Below are 19,558 nucleotides of genomic sequence, written 5' to 3' on the forward strand. Positions count from 1 at the left end.
TTCTCTTTATTTAACTAGTTCGCGATCAAGTTCGCGGGCTACTTCATCTTGTACTTCTACGCCTTCTTTTTCAAGACGTGCGATCGTTTCCTTAAATTTAGGCAAGTGATCTTTGTGGGCAATAAACAGTTCGTCCATGACACGTTTTGCCGTATCACCTGATGGAACCAATGGGTTGATGGTGAAGGCTTGTAATGCGATATTGTAATCCCCCGTCACAGCTGCTTCGATCGTTAATAATTCCATTGCTTTCATTACCTGTAACCAACCTTTTTCAGCTGTCGGTAACTCACCAAAGGCAACATTTCTAGCCCCTTGTCCGCCAACGTAAGCTGTTACTTCGACTACGCAATCGGCAGGAAGATCTGGAACGGCGCCTTCATTTTTGGTTGAAACGACGATTTGGGTATTTTTATTAGCATAAATGGAAGCAATCGTTTCACACGCTGCATCTGAGTAGTAAGCACCACCACGTTTTTGCAGCTGTTCAGGTTTATGATCCAATTCAGGATCTTTGTACAACTCAAACAATTCGGCTTCGGTTTGCTTTACTTGCTGTGCGCGTGTACCGACAGTCTTGTACTCTTCGATCGCATGATTCAACATTTCTTCTTGACGATAGTAATAACGGTGATACCCGCAAGGAATCATCTTCATTTGTTCCAGCTGTTCTTTGTAAAATGGTACATCAAAGATATTCTTCGGTAAGCCATTGTCTTCTTCATACATTTTATCAATAATGTCCATCGTAACGTCATTGCCGTGTGAGTCGGTAACTTTGTGCCAGTGGAAGTGGTTCAATCCTGCAAATTTGTAAATCAATTCGTCAGGTTCTTTGCCAAGCAACGCAGGTTCAACCATCGTTGCCATGACAGGCACGTTACACAACCCGATGACTTTGTCCCATTTTCCGTAACGCACGATTGCTTCAGTCACCATACCGCTTGGATTCGCAAAGTTGATCAACCAGGCATCGGGACACAAGCGTTTCATATCTTCAACGATTTCAAGAATGATTGGAACCGTACGAAACGCCTTGAACATACCACCAGGGCCGTTGGTTTCTTGACCAATCATGCCGTAATAAGCAGGAATTCGTTCATCTTTGATACGGGCATTCAGCAATCCTACTCGGAATTGAGTCGTAACGAAATCAGCATCTTTTAATGCTTCTTCTCGATCCAATGTCATGTGGATTTTTACATCGTAGGGTGACGCATCCCACATCCGTTGTGCCATCGCACCAACGATTGCTAATTTTTCTTTTCCTGCTTCGATATCTACTAGCCAAATCTCACGAATCGGCAATTCTTCATAGCGTTTGATAAAGCCTTCCATTAACTCCGGGGTATAGCTGCTGCCGCCACCAATGGTTGCAATTTTAATTCCTTTTGTCATTGTATTGCTCCTTTGCTATTTTATTTACATTCTTATTATCATTCATAAAAACATTTGATTCAATGTAAATAGCCTATTTAGAAAAAGCGTTTGCAAATCTCGCTTCTTCTTGCAGGTGTTTTGTAAAAAAGATTTACAAAGAGCATCAAATAAGGAATAATTAGGATGTAAACGATTCGCTAGGTACTGAATAAAAACGAATTTCTGTAAAAACCATTTACAAATAATCTTAAAAAAATGTAAAAAGGAGCATACATACCATGTTGTTACAAGAAAAAATGCGCCAAATCAAATTAGCACCAGCGGAACGATCGTTGATCGATTATTTATTAGCCAACCCGACTGCGATGGCGGATCAAACCATCAAGGAATTGTCTGAAAAAACCTACGTTCATCCTTCTACTTTTATTCGGATCGCAAAAAAATTAGGCTTCAATGGTTGGCTCGACTTAAAAACGGCCTTTGTGGAAGAGCAAACTTATATGAGCAGCCATTTTACCGATGTGGATGCGAACTTTCCCTTCTCTTCCCATGACGGCATTATGACCATCGCCAAAAAGTTGGCAAAGCTTGAACAAACAACGATCGAAGATACGCTATCCTTGATCCATCATGATGAATTACAAAAAGCGAAACAATCGTTGCTCAATGCCAACCATATCAGGATTTTCGCCAGCAATGCTAACACCTTGATTTCTCAAGACTTTGTTTTGAAGATGCGGCGTTTAGGAAAAAGCATCCACGTCTGTGATACCTTCGGCGAAAGTGCCTATGAGGCATCGAACTGTACCTCCGATACGACCGCAATCTTGATTTCTTACACAGGTGAAAACAAAATGGTTAAAGAAATCGGTAAGATCCTTGCCGAACGGCAGGTCTCCATCATTGGGATGACTAGTATTGGCGAGAATGCGTTAGCGAAATTAAGCGATTGTGTCTTAAATATCACAACAAGAGAAAGGCTTTATTCAAAGATTGCGAATTTTACGATCAATACCTCGGTTTGCTACTTGCTAGATTTGTTGTATGCAGTCGTCTTTTCGGAGCACTATGAGAAAAATCTGCAGCATTTGATCGATATTGGGATGGCGTATGATAAGCGCCCCACTTCATCAACGATAATCGCTGAACCAACCTATGATAAAAACCTTCATTATAAAGACTCACTATTTCCCAATTAAATGACTGTCAAAAAGCGATCGAGCCTTCACGACCGATCGCTTTTATCCTTATATAGCTGTTTTGCAAGTAAACATTTCCTAAACTAAAGCCGTGATCAAGTCATCGGAACAACCAACTTCTCGTTTGTCAGACTCGATGATATCCAAATAATCCGCTGAGTTGGTCACTAGCACTGGGGTCTCAATATTGAATCCTGCTTTGATCAATGCATCTTTATCAAAGCTGATCAATTTTTGTCCACGAGTGACTTTATCGCCTTGCTTCACATGCGCTTCAAAGAACTCACCATTCAATTGAACAGTATCCAAACCAATATGGATCAAAAGTTCTAAACCATTCTCAGAAATCAACCCGATGGCATGTTTGGTTGGGAACAATGTCATCACAGTACCATCAAAAGGAGCCACAACTTCGCCTTTTGATGGATGGATCAGGATGCCTTTTCCTAGCACTCCTTGAGCAAAGGCTTCATCTTTGGCACTGCTTAGTGGCGCGATCGTTCCTTCTACTGGAGAAGTGATCACTTCTTTTCGAACAGTCATCGCTGGTTGTCCTTCTGCGATTTCTTCTTCCACTGCATCATCTTTCCAGAAAGCCATGGTCAAACCAAAGCCAATCGCTGCAGCAATCAAGATTCCGAAGACAGAGAACCACATGCCACTAGCATCGCCTTCTGGAGTGATATAGTTGAAAATGCCAAAGACCCCTAACCCACCAGAGGTGTAGCTCGTTGTTCCATTGATCATCAAGAAGGCACCTGCGACCGCACCACCGATCATTGAGTAGAAGAACGGCATTTTTTTCGGTAACGTGATCCCATAAATCGCTGGCTCCGTTACACCGAAAAGCCCTGAGATAATAGCTGGTGGACATAGTGCTTTCAGTTTTTTATCTTTCAGTTTAAAGTACATCGCCATCACTACAGCAGTTTGAGCAAAGCTGGCACCAAACGTAGCTACCAAAATCTGGCTATAACCAAGTTGCGTGATTTGCATAATGTGTAACGGTACGACTGACCAGTGAAGACCGAAAATAACCAATACTTGCCAGAAGAAACCTAGCAACAAGCCATAGGCAACTGGTGAGAAGTCCATCAACGCTTCAAATCCTGAGCTCAAAAGATCCGTCAACATACTGATTACAGGTCCAATCACCAAAAACCCAATTGGCAATGCAATCAAGAGAACCAAGAACGGCACTAAGAACGTTTGGACAACAGAAGGAATGATTTTTTTCGCAAATTTTTGAACTTGCGCAGCAAAGGCAATGATAAAGATGACCGGCACCACACTGCTAGTATACGTTGCGCCAACCCACGGAATTCCTAAAAACGTTTCGTACGCAGGCAAGCCTAACAAGCTATACGGTGCAGCAGCTCCCTCGCCAGCGCCTGCAAGAAATGCGGCTTGCAAAGCAGATCCTTGAATTGTTGGGTAACAAAGCGCTGACCCGATCACGATTCCCACCATTGGATTTAAGCGAAACTTTTTCGCTGACGTATATCCTAAAATCACTGGCATAAACATGAAGATCGAATCGCCGATCGCATTGAACATCACATAGGTACCAGTCGTCGTTGTATAATCGATCAAGCCTGTTGTACCAATAAAAAGCAACAGTGCGTTTAGTCCTTTGATCATCCCCGCCGCACACAAAGCCCCTAAGAAGGGTTGGAAGCAGCCGCTCAAAATATCGATCAAACGATCAAACAAGTTGCCACCTGAAGCTGTTTCTTCAGCATCACCACTGATTCCTGCTACATCGATCACTTCTGCATAGACATCAGGTACATGGTTTCCGATAACCACCTGGTATTGACCGCCACTCTTCATGACCGTCACGACCCCATCCATGTTCTTTAAGACTTCATCATTTGCGACGCCTTCATCCTTTAATTTAAAACGCAGGCGTGTGATACAATGCGTCAAGCTATTGATGTTCTCTTTCCCACCAACATTTGCTACGATTTTTTCTGCTAATTCACGATATTTTCCCATTTTTGATTCCTCCAATTTTTTTGTATTGAAGGTTTAGCCAACTGAATGTCACTATCCAAAATGTTTTCTTTTTTTGATTTCTTGCTACATGGTCAGATGCCTTGAAGTTGACGTTTAGTAAGAATCATTGCGAAGAAATACTTCTTTTTCGACATCTTCTCATGAATCAAGAAATCCTTCTCCTTTCTTGTTTTTTTTAAATCAACGATTTTTTTGCACAAGTCTGGCAATATGAATCGTTAAATACAAACTTTCGTCACTGGACATTTGATACTGATACTGATTTTCTAATAGCTCAGCGATTTTTTGTACGCATTGATACGCATTTCGATACTTCACTTTGACCATAGCCAAAAGATCTTCATCGGTTTCATCCACATGAGTAGTATGGTTTTGCATTCTTGAAACAAAAAATTTCAAATGCGTAGTGAAGCGATAAAAATAAACGGACTCTTCATCAAAGGTTGTTTTGAAAAAATATTTAACAATGTTTATGATGTCTTGCATCGTTTGGGTTAGTTCAGCAATATTGCCTTGGTCACCATTCTCAGTTTGCGCATTGACCAGATGCAGAGCAATAAAGCCCGCTTCGTCATCTGGCAGCTGAATCCCGTAATGTTCTTTGATTTTTTCTACTGTTTTGCAGCCTATTTGGTATTCATCGGGGAAAAAACGCTTGATATCCCACAACAAGACATTTTTGACCGTCATTCCTTTTTTCGATCGTTCAATGGCACAGTGCATGTGATCCGTCAACGAGATGTAAATGGAATCATTGATTGGGGAAGACAATTCTCGCCGAGCATACTCAATGATCTCATTGGACAATTCAAGATATTCCAGTGGTAAGTCAGCAAGCAACTCTTGAAATTGAGATAAGATCGTCTGATTTTCTAAGCGATACACTTTATCGACCGTTTCTGAAGAAATTTCATCTCCCACTTTTTTCTTAAATGCAATCCCCCGCCCCATAACAATAATCTCGTTTTGACTTTGATCGGTAGTGATCACAACATTATTGTTTAACACTTTACTGATTTTCATGTCCTACCCCCACTTACTTTATCATTGCGGATATGGTTCATTGCTTGTCTTTATTGCTGAGCCAACAGTCAACACAGAAAAAACCTCATGAAAGCAGCGCAAATACCGCAGCTTCATCAGGTTTAGCTTGTTAAAAATCAACAATCACTATCCATTAGAACCAGTTTTATTATCTTTATCATAGCAAAGGTAGAAAGCGCTGTCAATCGTTGTTCGTTATTTTTATTTTCATCCCTTCTTTCTTTTTTCGTACAAAAAAACCTTAAAAACGAAAGTCTTTAAGGTTAGCGTTACTATTAAAACTATTAAACTTCACTTGCCTGCAAACGGTACATATCGGCATACAACCCTTTTTGAGCCAAAAGTTCATCATGGGTGCCTCGTTCGACGATCGAGCCTTTATCAAGCACCAAAATCAACTCGGCATCGCGGATGGTAGACAAACGATGGGCGATCGCGATCGTGGTTCGCCCTTGACGCATATTTGCCAACCCTTCTTGGATCAGTCCTTCTGTTTCAGTATCGATATTGGCAGTCGCCTCATCCAAGACCAGTACTTTCGGATCGGTCACCATGGTGCGGGCAAAGGAAATCAATTGCCGCTGCCCACTTGAATAGCTGGCGCCCCGTTCAATCACTTTGGCGTGGTATTTACCAGGTAGTTTTTGAATAAAGGCATCTGCTTGAACAAATTTTGCTGCTGCTTCGATCTGTTCCTCACGAATGTCCTGATTCAATAAGCGGATATTGTCAGCGATGTCCCCATAAAACATGAAGGCGTCTTGCAATACGAGTCCGACTTTTTTCCGAAGCTCTTCCATCGTGAAGTCGCGGATATCTTGATCATCGATCAAAATTTGCCCTTCCCCGAATTCGTAAAAACGCATCAACACATTGATGATCGAGCTCTTGCCACTTCCTGTGTGACCGACTAAAGCTACGGTCTCACCTGGATAGGCGATGAAAGAAATATGATTCAATACGTTGTTTTTACCATCATAGGAAAAACTGACATCGCGAAATTCGATTTTTCCTTTGGTGATGGTTTGACTAGCATCGGGGTTTTGCTGGGGCGTGTATTCTTCGTTATCCATAATCTTTAGAATACGGCTGCCGGCGACCATCCCATCAGTAAAGACGCTGAGAAAATCCATCATCTGTGTCATGGGATTAAAAAATCCTTGAATATAGGTCGTAAAGGCGAAAATCAACCCGACTTCGATGGGCGATTCTAAGGCATCAAACCCAAAGACCGTCAACGACAAGGCGATCGCTAAGGCATACAACAAACTAATGATTGGTGATAATAGCAGCGCATTCGTGCGGATCATAGCGTATCTAGTTTTCAAATAATCATCGTTGGTCGCTTCGAATTCTTCATTCAGCCGCGCCTCTTGACGGAATTGCTGAATGATCTGCATACCAGAAATTGATTCATTCAATTTCGTATTCAGTTGACTCAGTTTTTCCCGCATTTGACGATAGATACGAGAGCTGAATTTTTGATAATACCAGATGACTACCATTAGGATTGGCAGAAAAATCAAGTTCAGTAAAGCAATTTTGACGTTGATGCGAAACATGGCGGCAAAAGAAGAAACCACCGCAAAAATCCCTGTCAATACCATCAAGAAGACATACCAAAATTCATACAACGTTTCTGTGTCGTTGCTGACCCGTGAAACGATTGAACCCGCTGGCGTCTGATCGAAATAGCGCATCCCAAGACTATGCAATTTTTCAAATAATTTTGCTCGAATATATTGATAGGTTTTTAAAGAACCCATCGAATAAAGGAACCATTGGAAAAACCAAATCACAGCTTTTACCAACACCCCAAAGAAATACAATGCAGCAAAGAAATAAATGACTTGCTGGGTCGCCGTTTGATTGGTCAAATAATTATCCATAAAGGTTTGAATGATCAAAGGCAACAGGATATTGACGATCGATAGCACAAAAGCAAAAAAGATCGCTGCATAGAAGGTTTTTCGAAATGGCTTGGCAAAAAGAAACATTCGTTTGATGATGTTTTTTTGCTCTTTAAAGGGAATCGATTTACTCCATTCTGATTCTTGCATTAGGCTTCACTCCCTTCGATTTTGGCTTCTAGTTGCTGTTTGTCCCACATTTTTTTATACCAGCCATTTGCAGCCAATAATTGTTCATGGGTCCCGCGTTCACTGATTTTCCCATTGTCGATCACGAGAATTTCTTCTGCGTGCTTGACACTGCTTAGGCGGTGGGCAGCAATGATCGTTGTTTTATTCTGACGAAACGTCCGTAATTGTTGTAAAATAGCTTCTTCCGTTTTGGCATCTACTGCTGAAAGGGCGTCATCTAAAATCAACAATTCTGGATCAGTGATCAAAGCACGGGCAATGGATAAACGCTGTTTTTGTCCACCAGAAAGAGAAACACCACGTTCCCCCACCATCGTTTCGTACCCTTCAGGAAACTGACTGATATCCTCGTGGATCACTGCCAATCCAGCAGCTGCTTCCACTTCTGCTTGAGAAGCCCGTGGTTGAGCAAAGCGGATATTGTCTCGAATCGTCATGGAAAATAAGAAATGATCTTGCGGAACATAACCGATCGACCCCAAAAGAGCATTCAAGGAGTATTGCTTGCTGTCGATGCCCCCGAAGGTGATCACCCCGTCAAATGAATCATACTCTCGCAACAAGAGCTTCATCAAAGAGGTTTTTCCAGCACCGGTTTTCCCGACGACACCTAGTGTCTGACCCGCTGGCAAAGTAAAGTGGATGTCTTGCAGGGCAAAATCATCTCCTTGATAGTGAAAATCATTGATTTGAACGTCAACCGTTCCTTGGGCTGGGGCATCGACCGCATCTTTGGCTTCAATGATATGGGTCTTTGCCGCCAACAATTCGGCAACCCGATCATAACTAGCATTGCCTCGTTCCAGCACATTAAACAGACGTCCGATGGCAAACATCGGCCAAACTAACATACCGATATAACTGATGAAGGATACCAATTGACCGATCGAGATGGTACCGTCCATAACATAATTGCCGCCGACGATGATCGTCAGCACATAGGAGATTCCGATGATGATCGTAATAAACGGATCAAACAAGGCATCCAGAAAATTGACTTTGCGGTTTTTGATGATGGCATGGTCGATTTTGGTTTGAAAATCAGCGATGTCCTCTTTTTCCTGTCCAAAGGTTTTGATGACTTTCATCCCAGTAATACTTTCTTGAGCTTTGTCGTTGATGGAAGAAAATGCTTCTTGCGAGTCACGAAACGCATCATGCAATTTGCTGCCAAGAACCCGTGCCATGACTGCTAAGAAAGGCAGCGGCAATAGTGCAATGATCGTTAACCGCCAGTCGATAAAGAGAACCATCGCAATGATGGTTGCCCCTCCCGAGATGAAGGAATCGGCAAAGGTCAAGATCCCTGCCCCTGCCACATTTTGGATGGCATTCAAGTCATTGGTGGCATGGGCCATCAAATCACCTGTCCGATGCTTTTGATAAAACAACTGATCCATCCTTGTAAAATGTGCAAATAGCTGTCTGCGTAACGTTTTTTCTAGCCGAGCGGCACTGCCCCAGATATGCGTTCGCCAGACAAAACGAAACACGTATTGAGCGATGGCTGAAGCAATCAAGATCATGACCCAAAAAAAGATCGTCTGCATCGAGATCTCTTTTTCCGCAATCTCATCGATGATGATCCCGATAACTTTGGGAGGTGCCAACTGTACCAAGGCGACCAAGACTAAAGAGCCTACGCCTAACAAATAATGTTTCTTTTCTTGTTTAAAAAACCAACCTAACTTCCTAAATATTGACATAACACTCTCCATTTCTTTATGACCTGTTGCCTAAATTTTGCGATTTTTCCGAATATTCATTGGATTCAGTTACAATTGCTACCCCACTATTTACAGAACGTAAACAGAAAAAGCAGCCTGGGGACATTTTTTATCAGTTGGTACGTTTTACCGCAATAAAAAGCGAGCTGATAAAATCAGCCCGCTTCTTAGAAAAAAACCTACTTTTGGTTTTTCATTTGCTGCATCATCTGACGAATTTTTTTCTCAGAAGGTTTTTGACCCATTGACATCATCATCGAGCGAAGCATATCCTCATTAACGGGAGGATTTTTCTTTAGATAATCTTGCATATATTTACGCGCCAAAAAGAAGCCGCCGACAGCGCCTAGTAATGCTGCAACAACAGCGATCACGATTACGATTCCTACACTAACCATTCGAAAACTCTCCTTTCTCTTGTACTCTCAATGAATCATTTTACTAGAAAAAAACACAAAAAGAAAGAGTGAAAGCTGGATTTATCCAAAAACTTTCACTCGTTTCCTCAACTTAATGCGACATCTCTTTTGTTGAATAACCAATTTGTTAAAAGGTAGATTAAAACACTGTAAACAAGGATCCCGATCGCCATTTCCCAATAGCCCAATCCCGGATCAAAGGCAGTCATCTGCATGTCAGGACTATTTAATAAACTCGGTATTTGCTCTTTAATATTCATAAAATTAAATGGATTCCACTTCAGCCATGGGTATTTTTCTTGCGCAAAAAGCATGATCGAGTTGATGATGCTGCTTCCAAACAACATACCCAAGCCTAAGCCTACCGCCAAACTTTGAGAGCGAATGACGGCTGAGATAAAGATGGTCAATGCAATATAAAAGACAATCAATAGCAAGTTGGTTCCCGCAAAAACAAGGGCAACGAGAATCGCCGCTAGCCCGTTGTAGCCAGTAGCAGCAAAAGGTGATTCAGCTGCTAAAAATAAATTGGCGGCTGCTAAACTACTGATCAGTAAAACAGCAGTCCCTAAAAGCGCAAATAAAAACGTGTTGATGGCTTTTGCTGCTAAGATTTGGCTTCTGGAAAAAGGCCGAATCAATAAGAACTTGATCGTTCCACGACTGAACTCTTCTGCTACTGAAGAAGCCGCCACAATCACTACAAATAAGTTTAAGAACGACGTCATATCGCTTAAAGAAGCAAATAAATCATTGGCACCAATTTCTGGACTACCTAAGCGTACAACATAGGTCAAGCCAAACGTCATTAAAACCAATAAAAGCAGCATGATCCAAGTAGAACGCTTTTTGGTTAATTTGATCCATTCATTTTTTATCAATGTCAGCATGCTTACAAACCTCCTTCTTCGGTCCAAGCCAAGAATGTATCTTCCAAAGAAGATTGCTTTGTCCGTAGTTCTTTTAAGCCGATACCCGCCGTCACGATCGCTGCAGCGATTTCTGAACGCTGATCTGATTGCAACGTGACGTGCAATTCGTCTTCTACATGCAAGACCTCGACGTCAAAGGAAGCTTTTAACAGTGCTTCTGTTTGCAAGTTATCATCGGTTTTGATGATCAACACATTTTTCTCTGCTTTCAACTCTGCCATTGCTACTTGATGGGTGACTTTTCCTTTTTGCACCACGATCAAATGATCCGCAATTTGCTCGATGTCGCTTAACTGATGACTGGAAACTAAAACAGAGACCCCTTTTGATCGCAAAGAAAGAATCATTTCCCGAAACTCCCGCATGCCTTTAGGATCCAGACCATTCATCGGCTCATCTAAAACTAATAGATCTGGTTGATGGACCAGCGCCTGGGCAACACCTAAACGCTGACGCATCCCTAAAGAATAGGTTTTGACTTTTTGATGGATATGTCCTTCTAAATGCACCTGACGGATCAGGGCTTCTAGCTCAGAGGCTGTGCCTTTCTTCTTCGCCATACGCTGATACTGCATCAAATTCTCATAACCGGTCATATAATTATAAAACTCAGGATTCTCAACGATCGCTCCGACTGAGGCAATCGCTGTTTTAAAAGAAGAATCCAATAAATTCCCCATAATGGCAATCGATCCTGTGTTGTGCTTCATCAAGCCAACGATCATTCGGATGATCGTCGTCTTCCCAGCCCCATTGGGCCCTAATAAACCAACGACTTGTCCTTGGTCCACCACAAAGGAAACATCATCAATGATTCGTTTGGTTCCAATCAATTTGGAAACATTTTGCAGTGCTAATACTTCTGTCAAAGTTACCCCTTCTTCCTAACACCATTTCTGCAACGATTTTAAATAAAAAACGTTATGATAATATGTATACCATGCCATCTCTGTAAAAAAAAGTCAAGAAGCGAAAAAGGAACATCGATGCTCCTGTTATTGCTTCTTGACAACTTCGTTTATCACTGATGCTTTTCACGTTTGCCCTATTGCTGCTAGTCAAAAGCTTGGCAAAATTATAAGTTCTATTTGCTCGATCTTATAGCTGGCTCACTCCGTTTGGGTGAATGCCAGTTGGGCGAACGCAGCCTTGTTCTTGGCACTTCTGATCTGTTTGATCACTTGCTTGAGCTGTTTCCACTCCTTTGCGCTTGGGTGACCATTCCAATAAAAGAGGTAAGGCTGTTCTTCCTCGGAAAATTCCTGATGGATCGGATAATCGCTAATGACCAAATCTGGTTTTTGAGACAGCGAATAATGGGCCATCGCTCGATGCGTGGCATTCATCAAGCGGTTCTTGATCCAAAGCTCTTGCGTTTTTCCGTATTTCGAATGGATCGAGAACGTGACCGGCTGTTCATATTTGATAAAAATAACTCTCAGTAACATACAGTATTGGAAAATCAAGCGATCATTCATTTGCAGTAATCTACGCAACTCTGGTAAAGAAACAGTCGCTTCCAAAAAAAACCGTTTCATGGTTGGATAAAGCACTGGAAAAGCGGCTTGTAGCTCTTGCTCGTCGGTTGTTTTGCCAAAACTATCGCTTTTTTGTCGCGTACCAAAACAGCCAGAGGCGGAATGGATCATGACCAGATTAACCAGTAAATAGTTTTTTTCGGCCTCTGTAAACGTCAACCGAAAATACACGGCTAGTTTTTCAACGAGCTGCGCTTCTTGCTGGTACGTTGGCTGAGTCAGCCACGAGATGTTGGCAGCATCGAGATCCTCCTCAAGATAGGTGTTCATTACGCCAAACATATAATACAAGAAGCTGCGTTCAACCTCCGAAATTTCAGAAAACGGCAGATGATTCCTGTTAAACAATGGGTTCAAAAAGACCTGATCAAACTGTTTTTTTTCAATTAATGGGTGCTCAAAGGTAAGTACTTCGTTTGGTAAAAACGAAAGCGGATGCTTTTGATGGATTCTTTGCACGGAGATAGCGAATAGATGAAGAAATTTATCGATATCGATTTTTCTCATATAAGAAGCATGGGTTTCAAACAACGCTTCAGCCTGCTCTTTCTCCTTGATCGATGCCAAGACTTGTGAGTCCTTCTCATCAAAAATTTGCCAATAGGTAAGATGATAAAAATAGCGGATCGCATATTCAGCACCTGCCAAAGGATCACCTTTTTTTAAACTATAGGACAAATGATAGTTCGCCAAAACATGATTTAACTCCTGCAATTTTCGTTGAATCGTGCGGGGACTGCTAAAGGTTTTGTGGCTGAGTTGTTCAAGGGAATGATAATCCCCCTGAAAGAGTGCATCCAGCAAGATAAACCCAACGGTTCCCTGCAACAATACACTATAGGCTTGGCTCAATAGAAATCGTGGAGAAAAAGCAATCGACACTTCTTTTTCCAGCCGATCATAGGTCAAAGTAAACTGAGGATAGCGTGCACGAAACACCTCTACTTGCTGAACGATCGACTGCATTTTGTTGGTTTTCCTATCGAAAACACCTGAGAGCTCTTTAATTGTATAGTCTTTCTTGTTCGTTTCGTAACAATAACTTAGAAACGCATAAATTTGTTTTTCTGTCGTATCCAAAAGTGCCTGTAACATGAAATTTCCCTCGCTTGTATAATCAGCAAACGCTGTTTTTATCCTAAATTTGTCATCTTACAAAATTGTAAGCTGGCAGTGTTTGGTGATCGTACCACCGTGCGCTCTTTTCTGTCAAATCACTTTTAACAAATTTTCCTTTCGTTATCTGTATATTTTCATAAAAAAAGTCTGACGCCTCAAAACGATCGTCAGACTTTTTGTTAAAAACGGTAAAACAAAACGTGATTGTGCTTTCTGGGGAAGAAAATTCCAATCGTGGGTTATCAATTCTCTCATTATCCTCGGCTTTTTTCTTTACTGTCTCTCATCAGAAAATAACTTTCGATTCAGCCAGTAAAAGAAGACAGTAAGGATAACCACGCCTAGACCAAAGAGTAAATAGCGAATACTCGTATTTTTGCTGCCGGTTTTCGGTAGTAAGGCTCCATTGACCTCCTTAGCGCTGCTTGTCTCCGTACGTTGTTCCTGTTCCATTTTCACTGAAGACGATGCTTTAGCGAGTTGTTTGCCTGCGGGATCATTGGAGGAAACACTTCGCTTGCTTGACTGACTTTGGTTAGGCGCTAATTTGTTTGGTTTCGTTTCTGAATCTGAAAGATCCTCAGATGCCGCTTCACTAACGGTCGTTGTTCCTGTTGTTTCGGTGGTTTCTTGACTCCTAATTGTCTGACTCGATTCACTCTCACTAACTGGTTGGGTGTTGAAGTTTTCTGACTCACTTGCATTGTGACTACTTTCGATACTTTGAGAATCCTGACTTGTGTTTTCCGTAGTAGAAGTCCTTGGATCCGTCGATTGAGAGTCGCTAAATTTCGGTTCGATACTACTAAAGGAAGAGCCTGTTTCTTCAGACACCTTAGAGCTTGCGCTTATCTCAGAGTTCGTGCGCTCACTAGAGCTCGGGGGTGTTATTACCTGCCATTGACTAGGCTTCAAGTTTTCAGTAATCGTTGTTTCACCGTCATAAATCACAACTAAATCTACTTTATCCACACTTTTGATCTCATCGATGGCCATCTCAGCATAGATCCTTAAGTAGTTTTCAACACCTGAAAACCAATCGACATTTGTTAGATACGTTTCACCAATCACCTTTTCACTGTGTCCATTGCCATCCCAACCATAAGTTAAACGGATACAAACGTTTTGTGAAGTCAGCGTTTTGTTCGGCCGTACCGGGATCGTAATGACTTTCAAGGCTTCATCATAGATCACTCGGTTCGTTTGAACAGAAAACGATAAATTCCCTCCCGCTCGTTCTTTTGCTGAAGTATGATCGAAACCAAACACCAGCAGCAATAATCCCGCTAACAGCAAAATCAACACGATTCCAACCAGTTTTCTCATTTCCTCACTTCCTAAATGAATATTTCAAGATAACTTGATAAGGAAATTATAATAAATTCTCAGAGAAAACATGCGCCGAAAAAAAAAGGAAAGACCCAATAAAATGGCATCTTTAATTTCGAGTATTATATATAGAAAAGATATTTACCACCCTCTTCCGCATTTGAAACTCTCTCGAACTTTTACCACCGCCAATAAAACAGTTTATTACTTATCATTAAATATATATTATATATAATATATGACCATTTTTGTGCTAAAATTCAAGTATAAGCAAATCAACCTTTAGGAGTACGTGATCGATGGAATTAGAGCCAAAAGTAGCAAAATTGATTGTTAAAAGCTTAAAAGATATCATCAACCATGAAATCAATCTTTTTGATACCTCGGGTACGATCATAGCTAGTACAGATACCGTGCGGATTGGTACCAGTCATGAAGGCGCCCGTTTAGCAGCCAAAAATCAACAGACATTAACGATTGAACATGACAATCAATTTAAAGGAGCAAAAAAAGGAATCAATATCCCGGTCCTTTTTAATCAATCTGTTGTAGCAATTATTGGAATTACTGGCGAGCGTACAAAGGTAGAACCTTTGGGGAATATTATCAAAAAAATGACGGAGATTTTGATCCGAGAAAACTGGATTCAATTGACAAATTTCCATCAACGGCAAAACTACCACAATCTAGCTACGATGCTGATCGCTCCTCAAAGAGATGATAGCTTGGCGGCTTATTTAGCCTCGCTCTTGGACATTGATTTGGAACGACCTCGCATCCTCGTGATAGGGAAATTCCTTTTTACTAGAGAAAAAAATAATCTGAATTATGAAAAACTGCTCCATACCATCCAATCGCATTTGCACATTTTTCCAGGTAGTTTCTTCTCGTTGATCAATCAAGAAATTTGCCTGTTTTTCGAAAAGCAGGAAGAAGCTTCGCTGATCCCCCTACTGATGCAAATGCAAAAGGATATTTCTAAGCGTTTTGATCGTCAAATGTCCTTTGGGATCGGCGGTTTAGCAGAAACCATCGATGAGTATTGATCTAGTTATGAAAAGGCGCAAAAAACCGTCAATTGGTTGATCAATCAAAAAAGTGCGACCATCTCTTCTTATCAAAAAATGGATTATGGGTTGCTCTTTGTCGGGATTTCTACAGAAGATAATAAACAATTGCAAAAGAAAGTGCTTGGCAGTCTGACAGTTGAGGAGATTGAGCAGTTCCAATTGATCTTTGAAACGTATAAACGCTACAATGGTAGTATTATGAAGTGTGCCGAGGCACTTTTTTTACACAAGAATACTTTTCAAAACAAACTGAATCGCATCACGGAAAAGACGGGCTACAATCCACGTAATTTGAGTGATTTTACTGTGTTGTCGGCTGCTTTTATGAGTTATCGCTTGTCTAATCTAGAGAGATGATTTGTTGAACAAGCAAATGCTTCAGCGTAACAAACTTCGCATTTAAAATCGATGGTATCATTTGTTGTTCAAGTCATCTGTTTCCAACCAGCGTGATCATCCATCGACAGCCTAACTCATAGCACCAGCAACGTTTCCCTGTTTTCTGTCTTCCAGTTGACGCAAAATTGTTTTTACACTGTATTTCTGAGTTTCAATACACATAACAAAAAGAGCGCTCCTCTGAGAAGAAACGCTCTTTTATTATGTCCTTTAGTTGTGAACAGCTCCGTGCTCTCTTTTCAATGAAAAGTAAAACAAATGACCTCGATTCGTTACTGTTAACCTTGCAATTTTAAATCATTGATCGTTTCATAATAGTTTGCGATTGCAGAATGATCACTTTTTTCTAATCCGTAGGCTTTCAGTGATTGCATAATCTCCATTGCAGATGCTGTAAATGGTGTAGAAACATTACTATCATGTGAGGTGTCTAATGCATTTTGCAAGTCCTTGATATGCAATTCGATACGGAAACCAGGATCGAAGTTGCCAGAAAAAATCTTTTCTGATTTTTGATCCATGACTGTGCTTCCTGCCAAACCTGTGCGAATGGCTTGATAAACTGCTTCAGGAGAAACACCTGCTTTTTTGGCTAGACAATAAGCTTCAGAAATAGCTGCGATGTTGATCGCTACAATCATTTGATTGGCTAGTTTCGTAATATTTCCAGCTCCTACTTCACCCACTCGTGTCACAGAAGAAGCCATCGTATTCAATAAAGCTTCATATTTCTCAAAAACTGCTTTTTCTCCGCCAACCATTACCGCGATCGTTCCATCAATGGCTTTTGGTTCTCCACCAGAGACAGGCGCATCAATAAAATGGACTCCTTGTTCTTTCAAACGAGCTGCAAAGTCTTGGCTGGCTTTTGGTGCGATTGAACTCATATCAATGACTGTTTTACCAGCTGACAAGCCTTCAGCGATCCCTCCAGGATTGAATAGTGCCGCTTCTACGTTTGGAGAATTCGGCAGCATCGTAATGATCACTTCTGCTACTTCTGCCACCTTGGCGCCTGATTCTGCTGCATGTGCACCAGCTGAAACAACTTCATCGATTGCGGATTGGTTAAAATCAAACACAATAACCTCATAGCCATTCTTTACTATATTTTTCACCATTGGTTTACCCATGATTCCTAAACCGACAAATCCTACTTTCATCAATACCATCTCCTACTTTCGTTGATTTAATAAATATGCTCGGATCGCGGTTTCTCCAGCGATCACCACATTTTCCTCTACTTGTGTCATTGCTTCTTGCAAACTCATTGGTCGATGGATGATTGGCAAAATAAGGTCAATTCCAGCGGCATAAGCTGCCGAAACCTCTTTCTCCCGACTACCGACCACAGCAATCACCGGTTTATGGTGCTTTTTGGCTAGCTCGGCAATCCCCACAGGAACTTTGCCATTCAGCGATTGCTGGTCAAGCTTGCCTTCGCCAGTTATGACGAGAGCAGCTTGGGCAATTTTCTTTTCAATTTCTACTAAATCTAAGATCGTTTCAATACCGTTGCACGTTTTGGCTTGGCAAAACACTTGCAATGCAGCCCCTAGACCGCCTGCTGCCCCTGCACCTGGTGCGTCAGCAATATCAATCTGCATCTCTTTTTTGATCACAGAGGCATAATGTTTCATCCACTGATCATAGGTTTTCGTTTGGTCAATCGGAATGCCTTTTTGAGGACCATAGATAGCAATGGCACCTTTTTCACCGACTAACGGATTCGTTACATCCGATAAAATATTGATTTTTACATCCTTTAATCGTGGATCGATTTTAGAAATATCTATCGAAGCAAGCTTTGCTAATCCAGCTAATCCTCTCGGGATGTCCTTTCCTTGATCGTCGTAAAAGGAGACCCCTAATGCTCTTGCCATTCCAGTCCCGCCATCACTCGTTGCACTGCCGCCTATGCCAAGGTAGATCTCTTTTGCGCCTTCATCGAGGGCAGCCAAAAGCAACTCCCCTACCCCGTAAGTCGAAGCGTTTAAGGCATTCTCAGCATTTTGCTCGATTAAAGTAATCCCACTTGCTTCTGCCATTTCTAATACGACGATTTGATTAGGTAAAACACCATATTGCGCCTTCACAGGATTTCCCAATGGATTTTGAACAGTTATCCTTTTTCGTTTTCCTGCCAAGGCATCAACTAAAGCTTCGACTGTGCCTTCTCCACCATCGGCGACTGAAAATTTATCGATAGGACTATGGGGCAAAACCCGACGAATCCCTTTTTCTAACCACATTGAGATATCTTTACTGGAGGCACTTCCTTTGAAAGAATCTGCTGCAATCACAATTCGCTGTTCTTCCATGAATCCACCCCCTTTTCTATAGTTAGGCTTGATTATAAGAAACCCGCCTTCTTCATTTCATCAATCATCTTGTCTAAAACAACGCCCTTACTTGCTTCCGTCGGCAAGATCGAAGGTCCCACATTCAAGCCCATCAAGTTTGCCATATCTTTGGTAGCTGAAGGGAAACTTGCTGCATCTTGCGATAAACGGATTGGGTTCAGGGTAAATTGGTTCTTTAGCGCGCCTTGAAAATCACCAGATACGTACTGGTCATAAATACCGCAAACCAATTCAGGATAAATATTTGCCGTTGAACACACCCCGCCGACTGCTCCCACACAGAGTGAAGGATAAACAATGGTATCTTTTCCTGCAATCACTCGAAAGCCAACATCAGCATTCCGTCGAACCAGTTCGCTTAGAAAGGTCAAATCTCCGCTTGAATCTTTGATCCCTACGATATTCTCAACGGTATGCGCCAGCTTTTCGATCAATGGTTGACTCAACGAATACCCAGCTCTTGCTGGATTGTTATACAAAAGCACCATCGTATCGGAAACCGCGTCTGCGATTGCTTTAAAATGATTGTACAATGCTTCTTCTGTGGGTTTGATGAACATTGGGTGTAAAACGGAAATACCAGCGATCGGCAATTTTGCTGCCTGTTTGGCAAGTGCCACCGCATGTTTCGTACGTATTGGGCCCATCCCAAAGAAAACAGGTACTTTTCCAGCGGCTTCATCTAAAATGATTTCTGTTGCTGCAAGCATTTCATCATGTTCGAACATATAAAACTCACTATTACTGCCAAAAGCCAAAATGCCATGAACACCATGATCGATCACATGCCGTACGATCTTTCGCAACTTAGTTTCGCAAATCATTTCTTCTTCATTCACTGGCGTGAGTAAAGGAACAATGATCCCTTTAATTTTTTCTTTTTCCATTATGGTCAATCCTCTCACTGAAAGCTTCGAT

General features: G+C 41.6%; 16 protein-coding genes. 3 read left to right on the forward strand and 13 right to left on the reverse strand.

Annotated elements, in window-relative coordinates; genetic code table 11:
• Window positions 1–6: 6 nt before the first annotated feature.
• Complete coding sequence (locus IGJ15_RS09255; protein ID WP_005225822.1) at window positions 7–1,398, reverse strand: 6-phospho-beta-glucosidase; 1,392 nt, start codon at window positions 1,396–1,398, stop codon at window positions 7–9.
• A 260-nt stretch (window positions 1,399–1,658) separates the two neighbouring features.
• On the opposite strand from IGJ15_RS09255, the gene IGJ15_RS09260 reads away from it, so the two are divergent.
• Window positions 1,659–2,579 (forward strand): MurR/RpiR family transcriptional regulator, encoded by a 921-nt coding sequence (locus IGJ15_RS09260; RefSeq protein WP_010748037.1) that lies wholly within the window; start codon window positions 1,659–1,661, stop codon window positions 2,577–2,579.
• 78 nt (window positions 2,580–2,657) lie between these two features.
• Here the strand turns inward: IGJ15_RS09260 and IGJ15_RS09265 are convergent, their stop codons facing one another.
• From IGJ15_RS09265 to IGJ15_RS09305, 9 genes are all read right to left on the reverse strand, one after another.
• Window positions 2,658–4,577 (reverse strand): beta-glucoside-specific PTS transporter subunit IIABC, encoded by a 1,920-nt coding sequence (locus tag IGJ15_RS09265; RefSeq protein WP_074535726.1) that lies wholly within the window; start codon window positions 4,575–4,577, stop codon window positions 2,658–2,660.
• A 201-nt stretch (window positions 4,578–4,778) separates the two neighbouring features.
• The gene (licT, locus tag IGJ15_RS09270) at window positions 4,779–5,621 is read right to left on the reverse strand and encodes a BglG family transcription antiterminator LicT (RefSeq protein ID WP_005225819.1); all 843 of its coding nucleotides are present in this window, start codon (window positions 5,619–5,621) and stop codon (window positions 4,779–4,781) included.
• A gap of 305 nt (window positions 5,622–5,926) precedes the next feature.
• Window positions 5,927–7,702, reverse strand: a complete 1,776-nt coding sequence (locus IGJ15_RS09275; RefSeq protein ID WP_010748035.1) for an ABC transporter ATP-binding protein — start codon at window positions 7,700–7,702, stop codon at window positions 5,927–5,929.
• Window positions 7,702–9,450 (reverse strand): ABC transporter ATP-binding protein, encoded by a 1,749-nt coding sequence (locus IGJ15_RS09280; protein ID WP_201688961.1) that lies wholly within the window; start codon window positions 9,448–9,450, stop codon window positions 7,702–7,704. The genes IGJ15_RS09275 and IGJ15_RS09280 overlap by 1 nt, the downstream gene beginning before the upstream one ends.
• Window positions 9,451–9,650: 200 nt before the next feature.
• Window positions 9,651–9,869 (reverse strand): YneF family protein, encoded by a 219-nt coding sequence (locus IGJ15_RS09285; RefSeq protein WP_005235432.1) that lies wholly within the window; start codon window positions 9,867–9,869, stop codon window positions 9,651–9,653.
• A gap of 107 nt (window positions 9,870–9,976) precedes the next feature.
• Window positions 9,977–10,780: an ABC transporter permease gene (locus IGJ15_RS09290; protein WP_010748033.1), complete on the reverse strand. Its 804-nt coding sequence runs from the start codon at window positions 10,778–10,780 to the stop codon at window positions 9,977–9,979.
• Between the two features lie 2 nt (window positions 10,781–10,782).
• Window positions 10,783–11,691, reverse strand: a complete 909-nt coding sequence (locus tag IGJ15_RS09295; protein ID WP_010748032.1) for an ABC transporter ATP-binding protein — start codon at window positions 11,689–11,691, stop codon at window positions 10,783–10,785.
• Window positions 11,692–11,931: 240 nt separating this feature from the next.
• Window positions 11,932–13,455 carry a helix-turn-helix domain-containing protein gene (locus IGJ15_RS09300; RefSeq protein ID WP_010748031.1) on the reverse strand — a complete coding sequence of 508 codons (1,524 nt, stop codon included), beginning with the start codon at window positions 13,453–13,455 and terminating at the stop codon, window positions 11,932–11,934.
• A gap of 297 nt (window positions 13,456–13,752) precedes the next feature.
• Window positions 13,753–14,805 (reverse strand): LPXTG cell wall anchor domain-containing protein, encoded by a 1,053-nt coding sequence (locus IGJ15_RS09305; protein ID WP_010748030.1) that lies wholly within the window; start codon window positions 14,803–14,805, stop codon window positions 13,753–13,755.
• A gap of 302 nt (window positions 14,806–15,107) precedes the next feature.
• Between IGJ15_RS09305 and IGJ15_RS09310 the strand changes: the two genes are divergently transcribed.
• Together IGJ15_RS09310 and IGJ15_RS09315 are read left to right on the forward strand one after the other, a co-directional pair.
• Entirely contained in the window at window positions 15,108–15,854 is a 747-nt protein-coding gene (locus IGJ15_RS09310; protein ID WP_430599031.1) for a CdaR family transcriptional regulator, read from the forward strand.
• A gap of 36 nt (window positions 15,855–15,890) precedes the next feature.
• On the forward strand, window positions 15,891–16,235 hold the full coding sequence (locus IGJ15_RS09315) for a PucR family transcriptional regulator (RefSeq protein ID WP_430599032.1): 345 nt from the start codon (window positions 15,891–15,893) through the stop codon (window positions 16,233–16,235).
• 320 nt (window positions 16,236–16,555) lie between these two features.
• On the opposite strand, the gene garR is transcribed toward IGJ15_RS09315, so the two are convergent.
• Genes garR through IGJ15_RS09330 form a run of 3 tightly spaced genes read right to left on the reverse strand, consistent with a single transcriptional unit; the run spans window position 16,556 to window position 19,527 of the window.
• Window positions 16,556–17,440 carry a 2-hydroxy-3-oxopropionate reductase gene (gene garR, locus IGJ15_RS09320; RefSeq protein ID WP_010748027.1) on the reverse strand — a complete coding sequence of 295 codons (885 nt, stop codon included), beginning with the start codon at window positions 17,438–17,440 and terminating at the stop codon, window positions 16,556–16,558.
• 12 nt (window positions 17,441–17,452) lie between these two features.
• Entirely contained in the window at window positions 17,453–18,598 is a 1,146-nt protein-coding gene (locus IGJ15_RS09325; protein WP_010748026.1) for a glycerate kinase, read from the reverse strand.
• A 32-nt stretch (window positions 18,599–18,630) separates the two neighbouring features.
• On the reverse strand, window positions 18,631–19,527 hold the full coding sequence (locus IGJ15_RS09330; protein WP_010748025.1) for a dihydrodipicolinate synthase family protein: 897 nt from the start codon (window positions 19,525–19,527) through the stop codon (window positions 18,631–18,633).
• Between the last annotated feature and the right edge of the window lie 31 nt (window positions 19,528–19,558).

The organism is Enterococcus sp. AZ079 (assembly GCF_050547255.1).
Classification (GTDB): Bacteria; Bacillota; Bacilli; order Lactobacillales; family Enterococcaceae; genus Enterococcus_D; species Enterococcus_D casseliflavus.

What these genes read in the sequence shown, in the direction of transcription:
- IGJ15_RS09255 (WP_005225822.1), bottom strand. Translation starts at nt 1,398, where the DNA reads ATGACAAAAGGAATTAAAATTGCAACCATTGGTGGCGGCAGCAGCTAT.
- IGJ15_RS09260 (WP_010748037.1), top strand. Translation starts at nt 1,659, where the DNA reads ATGTTGTTACAAGAAAAAATGCGCCAAATCAAATTAGCACCAGCGGAA.
- IGJ15_RS09265 (WP_074535726.1), bottom strand. Translation starts at nt 4,577, where the DNA reads ATGGGAAAATATCGTGAATTAGCAGAAAAAATCGTAGCAAATGTTGGT.
- licT (WP_005225819.1), bottom strand. Translation starts at nt 5,621, where the DNA reads ATGAAAATCAGTAAAGTGTTAAACAATAATGTTGTGATCACTACCGAT.
- IGJ15_RS09275 (WP_010748035.1), bottom strand. Translation starts at nt 7,702, where the DNA reads ATGCAAGAATCAGAATGGAGTAAATCGATTCCCTTTAAAGAGCAAAAA.
- IGJ15_RS09280 (WP_201688961.1), bottom strand. Translation starts at nt 9,450, where the DNA reads ATGTCAATATTTAGGAAGTTAGGTTGGTTTTTTAAACAAGAAAAGAAA.
- IGJ15_RS09285 (WP_005235432.1), bottom strand. Translation starts at nt 9,869, where the DNA reads ATGGTTAGTGTAGGAATCGTAATCGTGATCGCTGTTGTTGCAGCATTA.
- IGJ15_RS09290 (WP_010748033.1), bottom strand. Translation starts at nt 10,780, where the DNA reads ATGCTGACATTGATAAAAAATGAATGGATCAAATTAACCAAAAAGCGT.
- IGJ15_RS09300 (WP_010748031.1), bottom strand. Translation starts at nt 13,455, where the DNA reads ATGTTACAGGCACTTTTGGATACGACAGAAAAACAAATTTATGCGTTT.
- IGJ15_RS09305 (WP_010748030.1), bottom strand. Translation starts at nt 14,805, where the DNA reads ATGAGAAAACTGGTTGGAATCGTGTTGATTTTGCTGTTAGCGGGATTA.
- IGJ15_RS09310 (WP_430599031.1), top strand. Translation starts at nt 15,108, where the DNA reads ATGGAATTAGAGCCAAAAGTAGCAAAATTGATTGTTAAAAGCTTAAAA.
- garR (WP_010748027.1), bottom strand. Translation starts at nt 17,440, where the DNA reads ATGAAAGTAGGATTTGTCGGTTTAGGAATCATGGGTAAACCAATGGTG.
- IGJ15_RS09325 (WP_010748026.1), bottom strand. Translation starts at nt 18,598, where the DNA reads ATGGAAGAACAGCGAATTGTGATTGCAGCAGATTCTTTCAAAGGAAGT.
- IGJ15_RS09330 (WP_010748025.1), bottom strand. Translation starts at nt 19,527, where the DNA reads ATGGAAAAAGAAAAAATTAAAGGGATCATTGTTCCTTTACTCACGCCA.